Annotated in this window: 19 protein-coding genes; 4 read left to right on the top strand and 15 right to left on the bottom strand. The window is 53.7% G+C overall.

The genetic code is table 11. The features are described from left to right. Window positions 1-123: 123 nt before the first annotated feature. Both TH30_RS07225 and TH30_RS07220 read right to left on the bottom strand, forming a co-directional pair. The gene (locus TH30_RS07225) at window positions 124-582 is read right to left on the bottom strand and encodes a bactofilin family protein (RefSeq protein ID WP_114097405.1); all 459 of its coding nucleotides are present in this window, start codon (window positions 580-582) and stop codon (window positions 124-126) included. After that, window positions 539-1,867, bottom strand: coding sequence for a M23 family metallopeptidase (locus TH30_RS07220; RefSeq protein WP_114097404.1), 1,329 nt, complete (start codon window positions 1,865-1,867; stop codon window positions 539-541). The genes TH30_RS07225 and TH30_RS07220 overlap by 44 nt, the downstream gene beginning before the upstream one ends. Before the next feature lie 226 nt (window positions 1,868-2,093). On the opposite strand from TH30_RS07220, the gene TH30_RS07215 reads away from it, so the two are divergent. Both TH30_RS07215 and TH30_RS07210 read left to right on the top strand, forming a co-directional pair. Next, the gene (locus tag TH30_RS07215) at window positions 2,094-2,576 is read left to right on the top strand and encodes a phosphatidylglycerophosphatase A family protein (protein WP_181850173.1); all 483 of its coding nucleotides are present in this window, start codon (window positions 2,094-2,096) and stop codon (window positions 2,574-2,576) included. Window positions 2,577-2,580: 4 nt separating this feature from the next. Continuing rightward, window positions 2,581-3,078, top strand: a complete 498-nt coding sequence (locus tag TH30_RS07210; protein ID WP_309471201.1) for a CinA family protein — start codon at window positions 2,581-2,583, stop codon at window positions 3,076-3,078. Window positions 3,079-3,150: 72 nt separating this feature from the next. Here TH30_RS07210 and TH30_RS07205 read toward each other — a convergent pair whose 3' ends face one another. The 12 genes from TH30_RS07205 to tpiA form a co-directional block, all read right to left on the bottom strand. Continuing rightward, window positions 3,151-3,609: a type II toxin-antitoxin system RatA family toxin gene (locus tag TH30_RS07205; RefSeq protein ID WP_114097403.1), complete on the bottom strand. Its 459-nt coding sequence runs from the start codon at window positions 3,607-3,609 to the stop codon at window positions 3,151-3,153. Between the two features lie 36 nt (window positions 3,610-3,645). Beyond that, window positions 3,646-4,644: a lipoyl synthase gene (gene lipA, locus TH30_RS07200; protein ID WP_114097402.1), complete on the bottom strand. Its 999-nt coding sequence runs from the start codon at window positions 4,642-4,644 to the stop codon at window positions 3,646-3,648. A gap of 118 nt (window positions 4,645-4,762) precedes the next feature. Beyond that, window positions 4,763-6,160, bottom strand: a complete 1,398-nt coding sequence (gene lpdA, locus TH30_RS07195; RefSeq protein WP_114097401.1) for a dihydrolipoyl dehydrogenase — start codon at window positions 6,158-6,160, stop codon at window positions 4,763-4,765. A 95-nt stretch (window positions 6,161-6,255) separates the two neighbouring features. Continuing rightward, window positions 6,256-7,566, bottom strand: a complete 1,311-nt coding sequence (locus tag TH30_RS07190) for a pyruvate dehydrogenase complex dihydrolipoamide acetyltransferase (protein WP_114097400.1) — start codon at window positions 7,564-7,566, stop codon at window positions 6,256-6,258. A gap of 64 nt (window positions 7,567-7,630) precedes the next feature. Then, a complete protein-coding gene (locus tag TH30_RS07185; RefSeq protein ID WP_114097399.1) occupies window positions 7,631-9,073 on the bottom strand; it encodes a pyruvate dehydrogenase complex E1 component subunit beta in 1,443 nt (480 codons plus the stop codon). 54 nt (window positions 9,074-9,127) lie between these two features. Then, a complete protein-coding gene (pdhA, locus tag TH30_RS07180; RefSeq protein WP_114097398.1) occupies window positions 9,128-10,138 on the bottom strand; it encodes a pyruvate dehydrogenase (acetyl-transferring) E1 component subunit alpha in 1,011 nt (336 codons plus the stop codon). 551 nt (window positions 10,139-10,689) lie between these two features. Then, complete coding sequence (locus TH30_RS07175; protein ID WP_114097397.1) at window positions 10,690-11,046, bottom strand: FtsB family cell division protein; 357 nt, start codon at window positions 11,044-11,046, stop codon at window positions 10,690-10,692. A gap of 338 nt (window positions 11,047-11,384) precedes the next feature. Continuing rightward, a complete protein-coding gene (gene eno, locus TH30_RS07170; RefSeq protein WP_114097396.1) occupies window positions 11,385-12,656 on the bottom strand; it encodes a phosphopyruvate hydratase in 1,272 nt (423 codons plus the stop codon). Between the two features lie 103 nt (window positions 12,657-12,759). Next, complete coding sequence (gene kdsA, locus TH30_RS07165; protein ID WP_114097526.1) at window positions 12,760-13,617, bottom strand: 3-deoxy-8-phosphooctulonate synthase; 858 nt, start codon at window positions 13,615-13,617, stop codon at window positions 12,760-12,762. A 77-nt stretch (window positions 13,618-13,694) separates the two neighbouring features. After that, window positions 13,695-15,323, bottom strand: coding sequence for a CTP synthase (locus TH30_RS07160; RefSeq protein WP_114097395.1), 1,629 nt, complete (start codon window positions 15,321-15,323; stop codon window positions 13,695-13,697). Window positions 15,324-15,448: 125 nt separating this feature from the next. Further along, window positions 15,449-15,784 (bottom strand): preprotein translocase subunit SecG, encoded by a 336-nt coding sequence (gene secG, locus TH30_RS07155; protein ID WP_114097394.1) that lies wholly within the window; start codon window positions 15,782-15,784, stop codon window positions 15,449-15,451. Window positions 15,785-15,881: 97 nt separating this feature from the next. After that, window positions 15,882-16,637, bottom strand: a complete 756-nt coding sequence (tpiA, locus tag TH30_RS07150; protein WP_114097393.1) for a triose-phosphate isomerase — start codon at window positions 16,635-16,637, stop codon at window positions 15,882-15,884. A 330-nt stretch (window positions 16,638-16,967) separates the two neighbouring features. Between tpiA and TH30_RS07145 the strand changes: the two genes are divergently transcribed. Both TH30_RS07145 and trpE read left to right on the top strand, forming a co-directional pair. After that, a complete protein-coding gene (locus TH30_RS07145) occupies window positions 16,968-18,860 on the top strand; it encodes a peptidyl-prolyl cis-trans isomerase (RefSeq protein WP_114097392.1) in 1,893 nt (630 codons plus the stop codon). Window positions 18,861-18,946: 86 nt separating this feature from the next. After that, window positions 18,947-20,443 (top strand): anthranilate synthase component I, encoded by a 1,497-nt coding sequence (gene trpE / locus TH30_RS07140; protein WP_114097391.1) that lies wholly within the window; start codon window positions 18,947-18,949, stop codon window positions 20,441-20,443. A gap of 68 nt (window positions 20,444-20,511) precedes the next feature. Here the strand turns inward: trpE and TH30_RS07135 are convergent, their stop codons facing one another. Next, a complete protein-coding gene (locus TH30_RS07135) occupies window positions 20,512-21,723 on the bottom strand; it encodes a divergent polysaccharide deacetylase family protein (RefSeq protein WP_114097390.1) in 1,212 nt (403 codons plus the stop codon). Between the last annotated feature and the right edge of the window lie 154 nt (window positions 21,724-21,877).

The following is a 21,877-nucleotide window of genomic DNA, read 5'->3' as shown; positions in this document are numbered from 1 at the left end:
CGGGAACAGCACCCATATGAAAAAGGCAGGTCCATTCCGGAACCTGCCTTTTCTGATTTTCTGTCAGGGTATCATCAAATGACCGGACCCGTCACCGACATCCCCGTCATCATTTTTCAATGACTACTTGTGTTCTTTCTTCACGTTCGCAGCAACAATCTGCCCAGCCTGTATGACGGTCAGGCCGCCCTCTTCAGCCACACCTTCGATACGACGGCAATGCCCTTCGATATGGGCGCCCGGTTCGATCGACAGGCTTTCATGCAGAATGTCACCAATCATGCGGGCAGTTTCAGACAATGAAACGTCCCGTGCGCGAACCTGACCGATAACGGTACCGCAGACGCGGACCTTGTCAGCAACAATCTCGCCACGAACTTCACCGTTCTGGCCGATTGTAAGGGTGCGGGTACGAATATCACCGTTCACCGAACCATCAACCTGCACGTCAGATTCCGAAATAAGGTCACCGGTTACGCGAAGGTCGGCATTGATGACCGAAAGGCCACCCTTTTTCTCAGCAGCCGCGTTACCGTTTTTAGTTGTCCCTGTTTGTGTCTTCTTGCTCGTTTTTGAAAACATATCGTCCCGCCTCAATAAATTTTAGGGGATTGACCGGCTTGTCTTGAACCAGAACTTCATAGTGCACATGACTACCGGTGCTTCGACCGGTGGTTCCCATGAGCGCTATCTGGTCCTGGTAACGCACTTCGTCGCCCTTCTTGACGAGGACCTTAAATAAGTGTCCATAACGGGTTCTAACGCCGTTCCCATGATCGAGTTCGACCATTTTCCCGTATTTTCCACTCCATCCTGCATGCACCACTTTACCCGGTGCAGTTGCGAGAATCGGTGTTCTGATCGGCCCGGCTAGATCAACACCGGAATGAAAAGCCCAGCGACCATTGATCGGGTCTTTTCGTTTACCGAACGAGCTCGATAGATAATAAGACGCAGCAGGTTCACCAATCGGCGTCTTTTTCAATCTGTCATGCAGGCTGGCCAGTTGATCCATTCGATCACTCAGAGCCATAGCCACATTTACAAATTCTTCGTCTTGCGGGTGTTCGGGCTCAAAGGCCACGAACGGTCCACCAACGCCCGGCTCTTGCGGCTTCATCGGCGGAAGAATGAACGTATCCGGCTGTAAACCGGTCATTTCGAGAACATTTTCAAGTTCAAGAATCGTGCTGTCAGCGGTTTCCGCGACACGCTGCATTGCTTGCTGCTGAATGGTGTGCAGATCAGCAATACGCTGGCGGGCGTCGCTCAGCTCACCCTGAAGTTTTTTGGAACGCTGCAATGCCTGATCGCGTTCACGCATCACGCGAGACATGACAGTTTCAACAGTTTCCAATTCGTCGCGCAGTGCAAGGTTCCGGTTGGTGATCCCGTCAATCTGGCCCTGAAGCGCATTCATCTGGTTATCCATCGATGTGCGAAGGGCTGAAATCCGGACTTTTTCCTTCTCGCTGCTCGCGAGCTTGGATGTGTAATCCTGAACCCGCGCCTGAAGCTGCAGGTTCTTTTCAGCCATAGACAACAGGTTGCGATGGGTATCTTCCATCTGCGCGGTAATCTCGCCGAAACGTCTCTGACTTTCGGTGACACGCGCGATCAGACGATTGTAGGACAGCTCACTGCGGAAAAGCTGTTCTTCACGCGTCGCAAGACGCTGATCAAGATACCAGCTATAGCCACTGACGCCGACGGTCCATACAATGGCCGCAGCCCCGAACGAAGCCAGCGCAAGCTGTCCATATTTTCCAAGACGAAGCTGGTAAACGGAATCGTTTGACCGGATAAGAATTTGCCGGTCCGGAAACCACTTATCCACCAAGCGACGCATGCCTTGAAACGCCGACATATTCAGTGTCTAACCCCTAGTTGCCCGTAGTTACGCCCGGACTTTCCGGTTGCGTAGTGTTTCTTTTTAACCCCGCCTGCGACTTATTAACCTTTTTCTTTACGCTACCTGTAACTTCGCACACAGGCAAGAGTGTTAACACACCCTTAAGGGTAAAATTTTCACCGTCCGGGGTCGATGCTGTGTTACCTATGGCCATCTGCCACAGCTCATACGTAAACCATCCATGGCTTTTTCCCGTTTTCTGATTTCCTGCACTGCCACCTGGTTCTTTAGCGGCAAAAGCCCGAAAGCACCGGGAACGGCTGGCTCGTTTGCTGCTCTGCCGTTCGGGTGGCTAATCTGGTTTTACGGCGGGAATGAGGCGCTGGTCATTGCCAGCATCATTATTTTTGCCATCGGCGTCTGGGCCGCACATCAATATAGTCACCTTCTTGGCATTCACGATGCAGGTGAAATCGTGATTGATGAAGTGGTTGGTCAGTGGATGTGCCTTCTGGTCGTGCCGCTTCATGCCGGCTGGAGCGATCTTGGCTGGCTTTTAGCCGCCTTTGTCGCCTTTCGTGTTTTTGACATTGCAAAGCCATGGCCGATCCGCTGGGTTGATCGCCGGGTTGGTGGCGGTTTTGGCATTATGCTTGATGATGTGCTGGCAGGCATTTTTGCGATGATCGTCCTTGCGGTGCCGGTTTACCTTATGGGTGGATAAGCCAATGATGATAGATGATGACATTCTCAAAGCAGCCAGCGCCCTGATTGCGAAATGCTCGGCAAAAGGTGAAATGATTGCCACGGCCGAGTCCTGCACGGGCGGCCTGATCACCGGGAGTTTGACCGGTGTCGACGGGAGCTCATCCGTCGTTGATTGTGGCTTTGTCACCTATTCGAACGAGGCCAAGCACGACCTGATCGGTGTAAGCAACGACCTTCTTTCAAACTACGGCGCAGTGTCCGAACAGGTTGCGCGCGCCATGTGCGAAGGGGCGCTTGAACGTGCACCGAATGCGTCAATAGCCGTTTCCGTTACCGGCATCGCCGGTCCGGGTGGTGGCAGCGCAACAAAACCCGTCGGACTTGTTCATTTTGGCTGTGCGGGCCACGAACGCCAGACCATCACATATCACGAAGTCTTTGCCGGAGACCGTCATGCTGTGCGAAAGGCAACGGTTCTCAAGGCGTTCGAATTGATCAGCGACATGCTCGATCAGTGACAACCACCCTGCCCGGCATCAGATACCGCCGGGAACTCAAAGTTTCGAAATTTTCAGGATAGCGTTGGAAGCCTAGCTTTCTGAAGACGGGATTTGCGGTTCGCCGTAAACTTCACGTGCGCGGGTTTCAAAGGCCCCGACCATCAGTTTGACCGCCTCGTTAAACACAACGCCGATCATTTTCTGCAACAAGGCCGAACGAAATTCGAAATCCACGAAGAAGTCGAGCCAGGTGCCCCCGTCTTCATCGGCTTCGAATACCCAATGGTTATTGAGATATTTGAACGGGCCCTGAAGATATTCCACATCAACGCGATGCGGACGCTGCAGCGTGACCTTGGATGTGTATTTTTCGCGAAACATCTTGAAGCCGATCACCAGATCGGCCTGAAGCACATCACCATCGCGCTTGCGTACCCTTGATGCAACGCACCAGGGCAGAAACTCGGAATAGGAATCGATATCCGCGACGAGTTCGAAGAGCTGTTCCGGCGTATAGGGCAGTTTCCTGCGCTCTGCATGCGTCGGCACTCGTATCTCCCCTTATCGTCGCGCTATCGTTCAGATTTATTGTGCAACGGCTTCTGCGCGCGCTGCTTTTGCCTTGGCTGCTTCGGCAGCTGCAAGTTTCTTCTCGCGGGCATCTCGCAACTGTTCAAAGTCACGGTCTGCATGGTAGCTCGAACGGGTCAGCGGCGTTGCCGACACCATCAGGAATCCCTTGCCACGTGCCATTGATGCATATTCATCAAATTCGTCAGGCGTCACAAAGCGATGAACCGGTTCATGCTTCAGGGTCGGCTGAAGATACTGACCGATCGTAAGGAAATCGACATCGGCGACACGCAGGTCATCCATGACCTGCGAGAGTTCCTTGCGTTCTTCGCCAAGACCAACCATCAGGCCGGATTTGGTGAAGATGGTCGGATCGATCTGCTTGACCCGATCAAGGATGCGCAACGACTGGTAATAGCGCGCGCCCGGGCGGATGTTGGTGTAAAGACGCGGAACCGTTTCAAGGTTGTGGTTGAACACGTCAGGACGAGCCTTGGCGACGATTTCAACAGCACCTGGCTTGTCACGGAAGTCCGGTGTCAGAATTTCAATGGTGGTTTCCGGCGATTTGTGACGGATGGCCTCAATGACGCGGGCAAAGTGCGTTGCACCGCCATCGGCAAGGTCATCACGGTCTACCGACGTGATCACAACGTGCTTGAGCTGCATGTCAGCGACCGCCATCGCAAGATTTTCCGGCTCGAACGGATCAAGCGCGTTGGGCATACCGGTCTTCACGTTACAGAACGAACATGCGCGCGTGCAGGTATCGCCCATAATCATGAAGGATGCGTGTTTCTTCTGCCAGCATTCGCCGATATTCGGGCATGCGGCTTCTTCGCAAACAGTATGAAGGTTCAGGCCACGCGCAAGTTCGCGGGTTTCCTGATAACCTTGGGAGGTTGGCGCCTTGACGCGAATCCAGGAAGGCTTGCGTCCGGATGGACGATCTGGCCGTTTTTGCTTTTCCGGGTGACGAAGAGCTTTGGCTTCGTTGCGCGCCGTCGACATAGAGTTACCTCCGAAGGATTGGACGGGCGGCAATGTGCCGCCACGCCACGCATTTGTCAAACCGACATTCGTCAAAAATGGTCATACCGGGCATGTGCGCCCGGTAGAACCCGATATTTTAGAAGTGGATTGCACGCCCATAGGCGTCAAGGACCGACTCATGCATCATTTCCGACAGGGTCGGATGCGGGAAGACCGTATGCATCAGGTCTTCTTCAGTCGTTTCAAGCCCCATCGCAACCACAAAGCCCTGAATCAGCTCGGTGACTTCGGTGCCGACCATGTGGGCACCAAGCAATTCGCCGGTCTTGGCATCAAACACAGTTTTGACCAGACCTTCGGCCTCGCCCAGGGCAACAGCCTTGCCGTTACCAATGAACGGGAATTTGCCGACCTTGACGTCGTAACCGGCATCTTTTGCCTTGGCTTCGGTCAGGCCGACACTTGCGACCTGCGGATGGCAATAGGTGCAACCCGGGATCTTGAGCGGATCAATCGGATGGACGTTTTTAACGCCTGCGATTTTCTCGACACAGACCACGCCTTCATGCTCGGCCTTGTGAGCCAGCATCGGCGGACCAGCAACGTCGCCAATGGCAAAAATGCCCGGCTCGTCGGTACGCGAATATTCATCGGTGCCAATGACGTTGCGATCAACTTTGACCTTGGTCGTTTCAAGACCGAGATTTTCAGTGTTGCCGATAACCCCGACAGCTGAAATCACACGATCAACGGTAAGTTCCTGTTTCTTGCCGTCTTTGGTTTCAACCGTGACAACAACATTGTCGGCATTGCGCTTGAGATTTGCGACCTTGGCTTCGGTCAGAATTTTCATCCCGTCCTTGGTCATCATCTTCTGAGCGAGTGCGGCAATTTCCTTGTCCTCGACTGGCATGATCTGCGGCATGATTTCAACCACAGTCACGTCCGCACCAAGGGTGTGATAGAAGCTGGCGAATTCGATGCCGATGGCACCGGAACCGACAACGACAAGGCTTTTGGGCATTTTGTCAGGCGTCATCGCCTTTTTGTAATCCCAAACCACTTTGCCATCGGCTTCTAGACCCGGCAGGGAACGTGCGCGGGCACCCGTCGCGATAATGTAGTTCTTCGCGGTATAGGTACCGGCATCCTTACCCGTCACAACGACCTTTTTCGGGCCATCGAACTTGGCTTCACCGTTAATGACGGTGACTTTGTTCTTCTTGAGAAGATGACCGACACCACCAGCAAGCTGCTTGGAGACGCCACGCGAACGCTGGATCACGGCATCAATGTCAAAGGACGGCTTTTCACATGACAGGCCATATTCCTTGGCATGTTTCATGTTGCGGTAAATCTCGGCCGAACGCAGAAGCGCCTTGGTCGGAATGCAGCCCCAGTTCAGGCAAATACCGCCAAGATGTTCACGTTCTACAACTGCCGTTTTGAGGCCAAGCTGGGCAGAACGGATTGCGGTTACATAACCACCCGGACCTGCACCAATCACGATTACGTCGAAATTGTTATCCGCCATCGTAGGATCTCCTTCGCCTGTCCGTTTCCGGTTACAGGTCTTGAAATTCAAATGCTTGCGGGGACTGATTAAAGTCCCCGCGCAACTTTGGACCGTTAGAGCAGCATGCTCAGCGGGTCTTCAATCAGCTTTTTGAATTCGGCCATGAACTGAGCGCCAACTGCACCATCGACCGCACGGTGATCAACAGAAAGAGTGCAGCTCATGACAGTTGCAATGGCCAGAGCACCATCCTTGACCACCGGACGCTGTTCACCAGCACCGACAGCCAGAATGCAACCCTGCGGCGGGTTGATGATGGCGGAGAATTCCTTGATACCAAACATGCCAAGGTTGGAAACCGAGAAGGTCCCGCCCTGATAATCTTCGGGCATCAATTTGCCATCGCGGGCTTTGCCAGCCAGCGTCTTCATCTCGGTCGAGATTTCAGCAAGGCCTTTGGAACCGGCATCACGAACGACCGGCGTGATCAGACCACCTTCGATGGCAACCGCCACCGAGATGTCCTGTTTCTTGCACTGAAGGGTCGCCTTGTCGGTCCAGATGGAATTGGCAGCCGGAACTTTCTTGAGCGCCAGCGAAACCGCGCGAATAATGAAGTCGTTGACCGAAATCTTGACGCCTTCGCCAGCCTTGTCATTCAGCTGCTTGCGGGTTGCCAGAAGGTTGTCGAGTTCGCAATCCACGGTCAGGTAGAAATGCGGAACCTGCTGTTTGGATTCCGTCAGGCGACGCGCAATGGTTTTGCGCATGCCGCTGTTCGGGATTTCCTCATATTCCGGAAGACCGGTAAGATCCGGGTTCCAGCCAGAAGCCGCCGGTGCAGCAGCAGCCGGAGCAGAGGATGCCGCTTGTGCTGCCTGGGCAGCAGCTGCAGCAGCCGGTTTGGCAGATTTCGCAGCTTCGACATCGCGCTTGACGATACGACCACGCGGACCGGAACCGGTCACCGCAGCAAGGTCGACACCTTCGTTTGCAGCGATACGGCGTGCCAGCGGGCTTGCCTTGACGCGCTCACCACCCGAAACAGGTGCAGCCGGGACCGAGCTTGCCGCAGCAGGTGCTGCTGACGGTGCCGGTGCGGCTTCTGCCGGTGCTTCGGCAGTTGCAGGCGCAGTGCCTGCGGCAGAGGTATCAGCGCCTTCAAGGGCACTGTCGTCTTCGCCTTCTTCAAGAAGAAGCGCGATAACTTCGTTAACAGCAACGCCCTCGCTGCCTTCGGCAACAAGGATTTTACCGATCTTGCCTTCGTCGACGGCTTCGACTTCCATCGTGGCTTTGTCGGTTTCGATTTCTGCGATGACATCGCCCGATTCAACGGTGTCACCTTCCTTGACGTGCCACTTTGCCAAGGTGCCTTCGGTCATGGTCGGCGACAAGGCCGGCATCAATACTTTTACAGGCATGAACACATTCTCCCGGTAACGGGGCGGCGCGCTGTTAAACGGCGCCTGCCCCTGTCCGTATCACTTAGCGATAGCAAACGGCCTTGGCCGCATCGACGATGTGCTGCTCTTGCGGAAGTGCAAGCACTTCGAGATTTGCAGCATACGGCATCGGAACATCTTCGCCGGTCACGCGGGCAACCGGTGCATCGAGATAGTCAAAGGCATGCTCCATGACCACAGATGCGATTTCCGCACCGATACCGGCGAAGTGCCAGCCTTCTTCACAGGTAACAAGACGATTGGTCTTCATTACCGAGCGAATGATGGTGTTCACATCGAGCGGACGAATGGTGCGCAGGTTGATGACCTCAGCCGAGATCCCCTGCTCTGCCAGCTTTTCAGCAGCCTTGAGCGCCTTGCCCACCATGATCGAGAAAGCAACGATGGTGACATCGGTCCCTTCGCGTTCGATCTTGGCCTGACCGATCGGCAGGACGAAATCTTCGTCATCAGGAACTTCGAAGCTCTGACCGTACATGATTTCGTTTTCAAGGAAGACAATCGGGTTCGGATCGCGGATCGCAGCCTTCAGAAGGCCTTTGGCGTCTGCAGCCGACCACGGTGCAATGACCTTGAGGCCCGGGCAATGTGCATACCAGGATGCATAGCACTGCGAATGCTGTGCGCCAACGCGGGCAGCTGCACCGTTCGGACCACGGAAGACAATCGGGCAACCCAGCTGGCCACCGGACATGTAAAGCGTCTTGGCCGCAGAGTTGATGATATGGTCGATTGCCTGCATGGCGAAGTTGAACGTCATGAATTCAACAATCGGCTTAAGGCCCATAAAGGCCGCACCCGTTGCCATACCGGTGAAACCGATCTCGGTGATCGGGGTATCGACAACACGCTTGTCACCGAATTCATCAAGCAGGCCCTGGGTAACCTTGTAGGCACCCTGATACTGCGCAACTTCCTCGCCCATGACGAAGACGTTTTCGTCACCGCGCATTTCTTCGGCCATTGCATCACGCAGGGCTTCACGCACGGTCTGGGTTTTGAACTTGGTATAGGTTTTTTCGTCCTGGGTCGCGTTCATCACGCTCATGGCGCGCGGTTCAGCGTCAGAACGTTCAATTGCACCACTTGCAGCAACCGGTGCGGCACTTGCCATACTTGCGGCAGGAGCGGATTCTGCAGCCGGGGCAGCAGGTGCTTCTTCCGCAGCCGGTGCAGCAGCGGCCGGTGATGCTGAAACGTTATCAAGTGCAGATGCGTCTTCGCCCTCTTCGAGGATATAGGCGATGACTGCATTCACTGCGACATTTTCGGTACCTTCGGCGATAACGATCTTGCCCACAGTACCTTCATCGACAGCTTCAACTTCCATCGTTGCTTTGTCGGTTTCGATTTCTGCGATGACGTCACCGGATGCGATCGTGTCGCCTTCCTTGACGTTCCATTTGGCAAGCGTGCCTTCGGTCATGGTCGGCGACAGGGCCGGCATCAAAACTTCAATCGGCATTGTTCCCTCTCTCCCGGGAAATATCGGTCAAAAGCGGTTCGCGAAAAGTCGCGATCACGCGTCGATCAGAATATCGGTGAACAGTTCAGAAACATCCGGTTCCGGGCTGTTCTGCGCGAATTCGGCCGCTTTTGCGACTTCGGCTTTCACTTCCTTGTCGATATCCTTCAGGCCTGCCTCATCGATGATGTTGCCATCAATCAGAAGCTTTTTGACCATATCGATCGGGTCGTGTTCCTTGCGCATCTTGTCGAGTTCATCCTTGGTGCGATATTTCGCAGGATCCGACATCGAGTGACCGCGATAACGGTACGTTTTCAGCTCAAGAATGTAAGGACCTTTGCCTTCGCGGCAATGCGCAACGGCACGTTCGCCAGCTTCCTTGACGGCCAGAACATCCATGCCATCAACCTGTTCACCCGGAATGCCATAGGCAACGCCGCGCTGATAAAGGTCGGGACTGGACGAATGACGCTGGGTCGATGTGCCCATGGCGTACTGGTTGTTCTCGATGCAATAGATCACCGGAAGCTGCCAGAGAGCGGCCATGTTGAATGCTTCATAGACCTGACCCTGGTTAACGGCACCGTCACCAAGATAGGTCAGACAAACACGGTTTTCACCGCGATATTTGTAATTGAAGGCGATACCGGTACCAAGTGGAACCTGACCGCCAACGATGCCGTGGCCGCCATAGAAGTTCTTTTCCTTGGAGAACATGTGCATGGAGCCGCCCTTGCCGCGGGAATAACCGCCTTCGCGGCCCGTCAGCTCGGCCATAACACCACCGGCATCCATGCCACAGGCCAGCATGTGGCCATGGTCACGGTAACTGGTGATCACACCGTCGTCGCCGGTAATCGCAGACTGCATGCCGACAACGACTGCTTCCTGCCCGATATACAGGTGGCAAAAGCCACCAATAAGACCCATGCCGTACAGCTGACCGGCTTTTTCTTCAAAGCGGCGGATCAGCAGCATTTCACGGTAATATTTGAGGAGATCGTCACTGCTCGCCTGGTTGTCGGCGCGCGTAGTGGCGCGTTTGCGTTTCGTGGTCGCCATGTTTCCTCCCGGTGGATGGCTATCGCTTAAGCATCATGTATGAGCGCTTAATTCGGTACTGGACCACCGAAATGACTACCTAAAACGACCTCCAAGGGCAAGCAATCAAACTGCGAGTAAACTGTTGTTTTGCAACGCACAATCACAAATAAACCTAATATCAGTTAATTCACGCTATTTGGCAAATATGTGGAGATGCAGCGTTTTCAGCGACTTGGAAGGATGCGTTCATTTTCGTTCATTCCCCTGTGTCACAAATGCTATGCTTTTATGACGATAATACCGCATAGCCGTTCTTGCCGGAATGCAACCCAAAGAAGGCATTCATTATCAACGCAATCAACCAAACCCGGCATATCCACGTCAATAAACCAGAAGTCAGTTTAAACAACACCTTAGCGCAAGACGCACATTACTGACCGAAATTCACAACCAAGAATTTCGCCAGAAATCATCAATGACGACAAATCAGGCCGCCATTCTGAGCATTTCAAGGGAGGAATCAGAGATCCGGATTCCCTGAGACGTTATAAAACGCAATCAGAGTCCGTTCAGTCGGTATGGGCAGCAGTGATTGTTGCCATCCCCTGATAGCCATCATGATGGAAAATAATCACATCATCGGGATGGGCGGCGTTAAGCATTGCACGTGCACGTTCATCAAGCAGGTCAGGATCAAGATGGCTTGCCCGCAATGATACGACATGCCGCTCAAGATCCTTGCGACGTTCTGTGGTTTCGTCGAGAACTTTGGCAATTTCGGTAACGCGGTCCTGCATTGACCAATAGGTCAGCAGACCACGCTCACCTTCCACACTGTGGAAGATGAAATATGCCATCACTGTAAATGCGATTACCGGTGCGACGGCCTGTTTCAGGCGGCGAAAAACCGGCGAACTTGACGACATTTACCTTTGCCCTTTGCGCGAAATTGCGGCTTTGGCGACGTTCAGAATCATTCCGCCCCAACAACATAAAAACAACATACGTTATTTTCTTTTGTTTTCTGTGACTTACAGAACAACAAAGCTGCAGGGCTGCCAAAATTACCCATTCAGTAGCGCAGAGATTGGTAAAAATAGAATTAAACCAACACTACAAGGGCGTTGATTTACGGTTAATCAGATAATCCTGACTCACGGTTTCGCGACCTGTATTCGCCTCACAACCGACCCGATCAACCCAAAAAAGAGGGGTGCACTGTCTATGCAATGCACCCCGTTTGATAGCAAACCGTCAGACCGGATTACTTCAGGATCGTACGACCCGGATAGTAGGCGCCAGCACCAAGCATCTCTTCGATGCGGATCAGCTGGTTGTATTTTGCCATACGGTCGGAACGCGACAGCGAACCGGTTTTGATCTGACCACAGTTGGTTGCAACAGCAAGGTCGGCAATGGTTGCATCTTCGGTTTCGCCCGAACGGTGCGACATGACTGCGGTATAACCGGCACGATGTGCCATTTCGACAGCCTCAAGGGTCTCGGACAGCGTACCGATCTGGTTAACCTTGACCAGGATCGAGTTTGCCACACCCTTTTTGATACCGTCAGCAAGACGTTTCGGGTTGGTCACGAACAGGTCATCACCAACAAGCTGGGTTTTGGTACCAATGGCAGCAGTCAGTTCAGCCCAACCATCCCAGTCATCTTCAGCCATACCGTCTTCGATGGAGAAGATCGGGTATTTGCCGACAAGATCGGCCCAGTATTTGACCATACCGCTGGAATCAAGGGTCTTGCCCTCGCCTGCCAGAATATATTTTCCGTCTTTGTAGAATTCGGTCGATGCCGCATCAAGTGCCAGAACGACGTCTTCTTCCGGACGGTAGCCAGCAGCTTCGATCGATTTCATGACGTAGCTGATAGCAGCTTCGGTCGATGCAATATTCGGAGCAAAGCCGCCCTCGTCACCAACGTTGGTGTTCAAACCATCAGCCGACAGGGCCTTTTTCAGGTTATGGAAGATTTCCGCCCCCATACGGATCGCATCGGAACCGGTCTCAGCCGACACCGGCATGATCATGAATTCCTGAACATCGATCGGGTTGTCTGCATGCTCGCCACCATTGATGATATTCATCATCGGAACCGGAAGCGTACGGGCAAAGGCACCACCAACATAGCGGTAAAGCGGAAGACCTGCGTCTTCGGCAGCGGCCTTGGCAGTTGCAAGCGAAACACCAAGAATGGCGTTGGCACCCAGACGGGACTTGTTGGCCGTTCCGTCGAGTTCGATCATGACATTGTCGACAGCAACCTGATCTTCGGCATCCATGCCGACAAGTGCTTCGAAAATCTCACCATTGACCGCGGCAACAGCCTTGGTCACACCTTTGCCGAGATAACGGTCTTCTTTGTCACGAAGCTCAACGGCTTCGTGCGCACCGGTAGATGCACCCGACGGAACGGCAGCACGACCAAAGGCGCCATTTTCCAGAGTTACATCAACTTCGACCGTCGGGTTACCACGGCTGTCAAGGATTTCGCGGCCGCGAATATCGATAATAGCGGTCATGACAGAAACGTTCTCCTCACTGGTAGGAACCATGCCGTTTGTTCGGCATGCAGGTTACAGCAAAAAAGAATGCCGCCAATGAATGACTGGCGGCATTTGAAAATCATGCGTCGAACATATCCAGACGAACCGGATTGGCTTTTGCCACTTTGTCCAATTCCATCAGAACCGAAAGAACTTCGGGTAATTTGTTCAACGGGATTTGGTTCGGGCCATCGGAAATGGCCGTTGCCGGATTATCGTGGGTTTCGATAAACAGTGCTGCGATGCCAACCGATACGGCTGCGCGGGCCAGAACAGGCGCGAATTCGCGCTGGCCACCTGACGAGGTGCCCTGTCCGCCTGGCTGCTGGACCGAATGGGTTGCATCGAAGACAACCGGATAGCCCAGACGGGCCATGGTGGGAAGTCCGCGGAAGTCCGTGACGAGCGTGTTATAGCCAAAGCTGGTTCCACGATCACAGAGCATAATATTTTCATTGCCGGTCGCAGCAAGGTTGTTGGCCACATTGACCATGTCCCAAGGTGCCAGGAACTGGCCCTTTTTGACATTAACCGCACGACCGGTCTTGCCAGCTGCCTGCAACAGATCAGCCTGACGGCACAGGAATGCCGGGATCTGAAGAATGTCTGCAACCTCGGCAACAGCGGCACACTGATCTGGCAAATGCACGTCAGTTACGATCGGAAGACCGGTAACCGATTTGACTTCAGCCAGAATGTCGAGACCTTCGGACAGACCCACACCGCGTTTTGACGTGGTGCTGGTCCGATTGGCCTTGTCAAACGAGCTTTTGTAAACCAGACCGATACCAAGCCCTTCGGAAAGTTCCTTCAGGGCTGCCGACATTTCCAGAGCATGTTGACGGCTTTCGATCGCACATGGCCCTGCCAATACGGCAAAGGGCTTGTCATTGGCGATTTCGATATTGCCAACTTTGACAGTTTTAATTTCGGTCATTGCAATGACTTTCATTCAAGCATTCGGCCATTCAAGCCTACAGCAAGGGACCCTCTCGCAGTCAGACTGCGTATCGATTACACCAGACGGCTACGCTCTTTGGCGGCCTTGATGTAAGACACGAACAGCGGATGCGGATCAAGCGGACGCGAACGAAGTTCCGGGTGGAACTGAACACCGATGAACCACGGATGATCCGGGTATTCAACGATTTCCGGCAAACGCCCGTCCGGTGACAGACCCGAGAATTTAAGACCTTTTTCCTCAAGCTGCGACATGAAGTTTACGTTAACTTCATAACGATGGCGGTGACGTTCAAGAACAGTAGCACTGCCATAGATGTCGCGTGCATGAGTGCCTTCGACCAGTTTGCACTCGTAATTGCCAAGACGCATGGTACCGCCCATATCGTCTTCGCCAGTACGGCGCTCAACCGAACCACCATCCTTTGCCCATTCGGTCATCAGACCGACAAGCGGTGTTTTGGTCGGACCGAATTCAGACGATGATGCGTCTTTCAGGCCAGCAAGGTTGCGGGCTGCTTCAAGAACGGCCATCTGCATACCAAAGCAAATGCCGAAATACGGAACCTTGTTTTCACGGGCATAGCGTGCAGCAGCGATCTTGCCTTCTGCACCACGTTCGCCGAAACCGCCCGGCACCATGATCGCATCAAGTTTCGACAGGATTTCGTTGACGTTGCCATCTTTTTCAAGGGCGTCTGACGCAATCCATTCAATATTAACGCGCACCTTGTTGGCGATACCGCCATGGGTAAGGGCTTCGGTCAGGGATTTGTAGGCATCAGGAAGCTGGATATATTTACCGACGATACCAATCGTGACCTCACCTTCCGGGTTGCGGATGGTGTTGCAGATGTTTTCCCAAGGAGCAAGATCCGGGTCCTGCGCCTGCAGACCGAAATGGTGCAGAACTTCGCTATCAAGACCATACTGGTGATAGCTGATCGGCACCTGATAGATATTGTCGACATCATATGCCGGAATGACGGCTGCTTCGCGCACGTTACAGAAACGCGCGATCTTGCGGCGTTCATTGATCGGAATTTCACGATCACAACGGCAAAGCAGAATATCCGGCTGAATACCTACGCTCTGCAGTTCCTTGACGGAATGCTGGGTCGGTTTGGTTTTCAGCTCACCTGCGGTCGAGATGTAAGGCACCAGGGTCAGATGCATGAACAGTGTACGGCCATCGCCAAGCTCGTTACCCATCTGACGGATCGCCTCGAGGAACGGCAAGCTTTCAATATCGCCAACCGTGCCGCCGATCTCGACCAGGACAAAATCCTCGGTCGCATCAGACTGAACGAATTCCTTGATGGCATCGGTGATGTGCGGAATGACCTGAACGGTCCCGCCCAGATAATCACCACGGCGTTCACGTGCAATCACGTTGGAATAGATACGACCAGTCGTCACGTTGTCTGAACGGCGCGAAGACACACCGGTGAAACGTTCATAGTGACCAAGGTCAAGGTCGGTTTCCGCACCGTCTTCGGTCACATAGCACTCGCCATGCTGGTACGGGCTCATGGTGCCCGGATCGACGTTGATATACGGATCAAGCTTGCGCAGACGAACTGTGAAGCCACGTGCCTGTAACGAAGCACCCAAAGCAGCGGAAGCCAGGCCTTTGCCCAACGAAGAAACAACGCCACCGGTAATAAAGATATAACGAGTCATTTCTTTGCCTCATCTCAAAGCACAAAGCCTCGGTTCAATGCCATTTAGTGCATCACGAACCGGGGAATACAACAATCAAAAATTGAGGCGGCAAGTTTGCCGCCTCGTGTCGTCGGTTAATTTGTTTAGCGGGTCGGAGCCGCGGGCCCGGTATCCTCAGCGGGTTCAGTAACCGCCGGGGCCGAAGCCGGTGCCTGTTCCAGAATGGAAGCTGGCCGGGTATGGCTGTTGGACTGCAATGCAAGAATGATGCTGGTGATCATGAATGCACCTGCCAGAATCGCAGTGGTACGGGTCAGCAGGTTCGCAGCGCCGCGTGAACTCATCACGCCGAAGCCACCGCCTCCGCCGCCGCTGTTACCGCCGATACCAAGCCCACCGCCCTCGCTGCGCTGTACGAGAATGACGGCAATAAGGCCGAGCGCAAGAAGAAGGTGGATTACCAGAATGACTGTTTGCATGGTCTCGAAACTCTTGTCCTAACTTCCGATCCGAACGCAGTTTGGCCCGGACCGGGCATAAATTTGATGCGTATTTAACGCGTTTTATGGCTGTTGGCTAGGCGCAAGTTTCAATAATTTTCCAAAAATCTTCAACCTTGAGGCTCGCCCCGCCGACAAGCGCGCCGTCGACGTCTTCGAGCGCCAGCAATTCCGCCGCATTGGACGGCTTGACTGAGCCACCATAAAGAATCCGGAATTCGTTGCCGTCTTCAAAGCGCTTCACAAGTTCTGAGCGGATCGCGGTGTGGACCTCGGCAACTTCTTCAACGCTGGCGGTACGGCCGGTCCCGATCGCCCAGACCGGTTCATAGGCAATGACAGTATTCTTTGCGGTCGCACCATCCGGAACAGAAACAGCCACCTGCCCGTTCACAACCGACAGCGTCGCGCCAAGATCGCGTTCCTGTTCGGTCTCACCAACACAGACCACAGCAACCAGACCGGCATCATGCGCAGCAATTGCCTTGCAGCGAATATCGGTCGAACTTTCACCATGATCCGCACGGCGTTCGGAATGTCCAACCAGAACATAGCGTGCACCGATATCCGCAAGCATCGGTGCAGCAATATCTCCGGTATGCGCCCCTGAGGTCGCCACATGGCAATCCTGGCCACCGACGGCAACTGTACTATCCTTGGTTACACCAACCACCTCGGACAGAAGCGTTGCAGGCGGGCAAACAAGCACATCACAGCCAAGCGCCCCCTTTTCAGACGCCTTTGCGGCCAGGTCAGACGCCAGCGCAAGACCGTCTGCACGCAAACAGTTCATTTTCCAGTTTCCGGCAATCAGGGGACGGCGTTGGGTCATGTGAGGATACCTCTTGCTGGTCAGTTTCAGACATTCCGGTTTTATAACAGAACGATAATTGACGAACCCGCCGGTTACGAACTGTTACAAGATCAATTTCGAAGCGGCTTTTAGCATGTCCACCGCACCGGGCCAAGTACCGGAAATGACGCGATCATGCATTTCGTGTGGTATTGCTATGATCTTCTATGCAATCGCCTGTTGCCGCTGTTACCTGTCGCCATTAAGATGCCCGGCAATTTCGTCGGGATTTGCGTCCCAAGGCGATCATAATTAAAACCTGTCGATACATTATATCGACACCAAACCACGAATTGTTAGGCTTATCATATGCTTGCTGGCATTCGCACATTTTCGAAATCAATCTTTGCCAAAATCATCTTTGGCGTGATTGCACTGAGCTTCGTTATCTGGGGCCTGAACGCATCGATGCTTAATCTTGGCACGTCGCGTGAAGTTGCCGAAATCGGCAGCCAGAAAGTTACCCCGGTCGAACTGGACCGCGCCTTCCAGCGCAGCGTGCAGAATATGCGGAATGTATTCGGCCCAAACTTCAACCAGCAGCAGGCCATCCAGATGGGTCTTCTGAACAATACGGTGCAATCGCTCGTATCTCAGAAAGTGCTGCGTGAAGACGCCAAGGTTATGGGAATCGGTATCAGCGACGATAAAGTGCGCGACACCATCTTCGCGTCTGAGAATTTCAAGGACCCGACCACCGGACAATTCAGCCGTGATCGTTTCCTGCAGGCGCTTTACACCGCAGGCTATACCGAACAGGAATTCATCGAAGGTGTTCGTGGCGATCTGATGAGCCAGCAGGTTGTTGGCAGCCTGACCGGCACTGCGGCGGTTCCGGAAATGATGGCAAAGCAGATTGTTACCTATCGCAACGAACAGCGTAGTGGTTCATTCTTTGCCCTCAATGGTGCGGAATTTGATGATATTGCGGTTGCCGATGATGCGACCCTTCGCAAATTCCACGAAGATAATGCAGCACAGTTTACTGCGCCGGAAAGCCGTGATGTGACGCTGGCGACACTCAGTGCCGCGGACCTGATCCCGACAATCTCGGTGACCGAAGAAGAAATCGCTGATTCCTATAAACAGCGTGAAGCAGAATTCCAGACCCCGGAAAAACGCGTTGTCGAACAGATACTGTTTGCGCCGGGCGACGAGCAGTCTGCGCACGAAGCCTATAAAAAGCTTCAGGAAGGGGCTGACTTCATGGCGACGGCCAAGGAAGCCGGCATGGATGAAGGGATGGTCAAGCTTGGCGAATTCACCGCCAACGACATTCTTCCGGACCTGAGCGCTGCAACCTTTGCCCTGCCCGAAGGCGGTTACTCCGAACCGGTTGAAACGGCTCTTGGCTGGCATATCCTGCATGTGACGTCGATTACGCCGGGCAGCACCCAGTCCCTTGATGAAGTACGCGACACAATTGTCGACGGCCTCAAACAGTTCAAGGCAGAAGACTCGATTTATGACCTTGCGGCAAAGTTTGACGAGGAACTTGGCGCAGGCACCCCGATCGAAGACGCAGCCCGTGACGTTGGCGCAAAAACCTACAAGCTGAGCGGAGTTGTTCGCGGCGAGGGCCTTGCCGGTGAAAACATCGACAGTGCGGATGAAATCAACGCGAAGATTTTCGAGCTTGAAAACGGCGAAGAAAGCTTCCTTGAGGAAACCGGTACCGGTACCCGTTATGTCGTTCGCGTCGAGAACATCACCCCCTCTGCCCTGCGTCCGTTCGAAGATGTTCGTGACGATGTCATCCCAGCATGGAAAGCTGACGAACGCCAGAAGCAGATGCTGGCCAAAGCAGAAGAGCTTGCCAACACCATCAACTCAAACGGTGCAGATCTTGCCGCTGTTGCCTCTGAAGATGGCGCAGAGGTCATGGAAAGCGGTCTGACAAAACGTACCGGTCAGGGTCTTGGCGACAATGTTAATCCGGCCGTTGCTGCCGCCCTATTCACTCTTGAAGATGGCAAGGCCAAAGCAATTCAGACCGGGGAAGACATCCTGATTGTCCGCCTTGATAATATCAAGGTCGCAGATGCCCAGACGGCAGATGCATCTATGGTCAGTAACGAACTGAAATCGGCAATCAACGAAGATATTCTTTCGCAATATCTTGGCTATCTGCGAGACGAAATCTCGGTCACGGTGAATAACACCGTCATCAACGAGCTTTTTGCTCCGACAGCAGCTAACTGATACAAGCACAAAGGGCGACCGGATCAACCGGTCGCCCTTTTTCTTTTTATTAAGAGCCAACATAAAGACCAACAATCGGACAGACCATGGAAATCAAACCGGATTTCAACAGCTTCAAGCAAAACTATGACAAGGGCGTCTCGCAGGTTCTCTGGACCGCATTGACGGCTGATCTCGATACGCCGGTTTCGGCGTTCCTCAAGATTGCCGAAGGTATGCCAAACACCTACTTGCTTGAATCTGTTGAAGGAGGAGCTGTTCGCGGGCGATATTCATTTCTGGGTTTGAAACCCGATCTGATCTGGCGTTGCTTTGGCAACAAGGCTGATCTGAACCGTCGCGCCATGGCCGATGCGGATGCCTTTGTCGATGAAGATGATGCCCCGCTCGACAGCCTTAAGAAACTGATTGCTGAAAGCTATATCAAGCTTCCCGACAATCTGCCGCCGATGAGTGCCGGTCTTGTTGGCTATATGGGATATGACACCGTCCGCCTGATGGAAAAGCTGCCTGACAGCAACGAAGACGAACTTGGCGTGCCAGACGGCATATTTATTCGCCCGACTGTAACCGCAAGCTTTGACACCATCGAGGATACGGTAACCGTCGTCACACCAGTGCGCCCGCAAGACGGTATCAGTGCCGATGCGGCCTATGATCTGGCATGTGCTCGGCTTAACGATGTGGTGATGCAGTTCCAGCGCAACCTGTTTATCGACCGTCGCTCGAAATCCGCGCCCGATACCCTGCCCGACCCGAAGGTCAGCGTGGATGAAGCTGGCTTTTACGAAATGGTCGACAAGGCCAAGGAATATATCCGGGCCGGTGACATCTTCCAGGTCGTGCTGTCGCAACGCTATACGCTGCCCTATCAATTGCCGCCCTTTGCCTTTTATCGCGCACTTCGCCGGATCAACCCGTCACCCTTCATGTTCTATCTTGATATTGGCGGTTTTCAGGTTGTTGGCGCCAGCCCGGAAATTCTGGTCCGGTTACGCGATAGCGAGGTCACCATTCGTCCGATCGCCGGAACGCGCCGTCGTGGCAAAACGCCCGAAGATGACAAGGTTATGGCGCAAGACCTTCTGGATGATCCCAAGGAACGTTCCGAACATCTGATGTTGCTTGATCTCGGTCGTAATGATGTTGGCCGTGTTTCAAAACCCGGCACGGTTCGTGTCACAGACCGCGAGACCATCGAATATTATTCCCATGTCATGCATATCGTTTCCAATGTCGTCGGGCAAATCGACGAGAAATACGATGCCATGGATGCCCTTAAGGCAGGTTTCCCCGCCGGGACGGTTTCAGGTGCACCAAAAGTACGCGCGATGGAAATCATTGATGAACTGGAATCGGTGCGTCGCGGGATCTATGCCGGGTGTATCGGCTATATCTCGGCTGATGGGTCAATGGATACCTGCATCGCCCTGCGTACAGCCGTTATCAAGGACGAGAAAATTCATATTCAGGCCGGTGCCGGTATCGTCGTTGATAGCAAACCGGAACTGGAGCACAAGGAATGCCGCAACAAGGCAGGTGCATTGATGGCCGCGGCCCGCGAAGCATATCGCTTCTCCTGAAACAATAAACAAAGGGCCGCGTATCACTGCGGCCCTTGTTGTATCAGCCTGGAACAGCAGGTATCGGTTTATCCAGTCACACTCCGTGACGAGCGTCGCAAGATATCCGACACAGGCACCAGAACAAATCCGCGCGCTTCAATTTCCGGGATCCACTTGCGCAAGGCACTGATCGTCAGATCACGGGGATGACCGATGGCAATGGCATAGCCCTGTTTGGCGGCGACACGTTCGGTGCGGGCCAGCATATCGGCAATTTTGGCTGCATCGTCGGCATCGTCGATAAAGACATCACGCGTAATTGCCGGAACACCGAACTTGCTGGCCGTCGAATACCCGACAGATGCAGCACTGGTGCGGGAATCAAGGAACAGAAGTCCGCGAGACTTCATCACTTCCATCACAATCCGCATGCGTTCCGGATCGGATGTGAATTTGCTGCCCATATGGTTGTTCACCCCGACATATCCGTCAAAGCGATCAAGCATCCAGTTCATTTCGTTGACGATCTTCTGTCGATCATAGGTCGCCAACAACGCATGTGGTCCCGGATCAACTGTGGCCGATGACGGTTCCATTGGCATATGTAACATCACCTCATGCCCGGCCTTGCGTGCGGCATTGACCTGTGGCTGCAAATCGCGCGCATAAGGCAGATAGGAAATCGTAATCGGCCCGGGAAGTTCCACGGTTTTTGCCGTGCGAGGCTGATCAAGCCCGGCATCATCGATGACAATGGCAATGACCGGCTTTGATCCGGCATCAGGTGCCAGGGCCGCAAATTTACGCCAAGGCGCATCCTTGTCAGACGGCCCGACCGTTATTGCGGGTCCGTCATTGCCACTATCCCCCGGAAGAATGTCGCCTTTGGGTTTGGATTGTGGTGTTCCGACAAAATCCGAAAGGTTCTGTCCGCCCTGCCCCTGATTTGCGGTGGTGCGGCCATTTTCATCAATCAGATAACCGGTGCGTCCCTGCATGGGCGGCGGCGGAGTATCGGGTAACTGATAATCCTTGCGCAGCATCGGTTTTTGTTCCGGCTCGGCCAATGCGTAATCAGGAGCGCGTTGATCCGATGCCCGACCGAATTCGTCAGATGCGCGATCAAGTTCAAGCATGCTGCCCACGGCAATCATGGCAGAAAGAGTACCTGCAACAAATGCACCGCCCAGCATCAGACGGCCGATACCGCCCGATTTCTTTTTCGATGCAGTCTTTTGGCGGTTGGATTTCTTGGGTGCCACCTTTTTACGTTTGGTGGTCGTTGCCCGGCGTGCCACGCTGTGGTCTCCAGTATCGTTTGGTGGGTCGCTCGTAGGCGCTGTACATTATAGCATACAGCTCCATCCCATATGGTGATTATAGACCGATCATGTCGGCAGTTGTTTTAATGTTTTTAAAACGGTTCTGGTTAGCGCCCCGTTAAGAGACCGG

This window comes from Thalassospira profundimaris (assembly GCF_003326795.1).
Classification (GTDB): domain Bacteria; phylum Pseudomonadota; class Alphaproteobacteria; order Rhodospirillales; family Thalassospiraceae; genus Thalassospira; species Thalassospira profundimaris_C.
This window is presented reverse-complemented; position numbering and strand designations above follow the sequence as displayed.

Coding starts and splice junctions, on each gene's coding strand:
- TH30_RS07225 (WP_114097405.1), bottom strand. CDS start 582: ATGTTTTCAAAAACGAGCAAGAAGACACAAACAGGGACAACTAAAAAC.
- TH30_RS07220 (WP_114097404.1), bottom strand. CDS start 1,867: ATGTCGGCGTTTCAAGGCATGCGTCGCTTGGTGGATAAGTGGTTTCCG.
- TH30_RS07215 (WP_181850173.1), top strand. CDS start 2,094: ATGGCTTTTTCCCGTTTTCTGATTTCCTGCACTGCCACCTGGTTCTTT.
- TH30_RS07210 (WP_309471201.1), top strand. CDS start 2,581: ATGATGATAGATGATGACATTCTCAAAGCAGCCAGCGCCCTGATTGCG.
- lipA (WP_114097402.1), bottom strand. CDS start 4,644: ATGTCGACGGCGCGCAACGAAGCCAAAGCTCTTCGTCACCCGGAAAAG.
- lpdA (WP_114097401.1), bottom strand. CDS start 6,160: ATGGCGGATAACAATTTCGACGTAATCGTGATTGGTGCAGGTCCGGGT.
- TH30_RS07190 (WP_114097400.1), bottom strand. CDS start 7,566: ATGCCTGTAAAAGTATTGATGCCGGCCTTGTCGCCGACCATGACCGAA.
- TH30_RS07185 (WP_114097399.1), bottom strand. CDS start 9,073: ATGCCGATTGAAGTTTTGATGCCGGCCCTGTCGCCGACCATGACCGAA.
- pdhA (WP_114097398.1), bottom strand. CDS start 10,138: ATGGCGACCACGAAACGCAAACGCGCCACTACGCGCGCCGACAACCAG.
- TH30_RS07175 (WP_114097397.1), bottom strand. CDS start 11,046: ATGTCGTCAAGTTCGCCGGTTTTTCGCCGCCTGAAACAGGCCGTCGCA.
- eno (WP_114097396.1), bottom strand. CDS start 12,656: ATGACCGCTATTATCGATATTCGCGGCCGCGAAATCCTTGACAGCCGT.
- kdsA (WP_114097526.1), bottom strand. CDS start 13,617: ATGACCGAAATTAAAACTGTCAAAGTTGGCAATATCGAAATCGCCAAT.
- TH30_RS07160 (WP_114097395.1), bottom strand. CDS start 15,323: ATGACTCGTTATATCTTTATTACCGGTGGCGTTGTTTCTTCGTTGGGC.
- secG (WP_114097394.1), bottom strand. CDS start 15,784: ATGCAAACAGTCATTCTGGTAATCCACCTTCTTCTTGCGCTCGGCCTT.
- tpiA (WP_114097393.1), bottom strand. CDS start 16,637: ATGACCCAACGCCGTCCCCTGATTGCCGGAAACTGGAAAATGAACTGT.
- TH30_RS07145 (WP_114097392.1), top strand. CDS start 16,968: ATGCTTGCTGGCATTCGCACATTTTCGAAATCAATCTTTGCCAAAATC.
- trpE (WP_114097391.1), top strand. CDS start 18,947: ATGGAAATCAAACCGGATTTCAACAGCTTCAAGCAAAACTATGACAAG.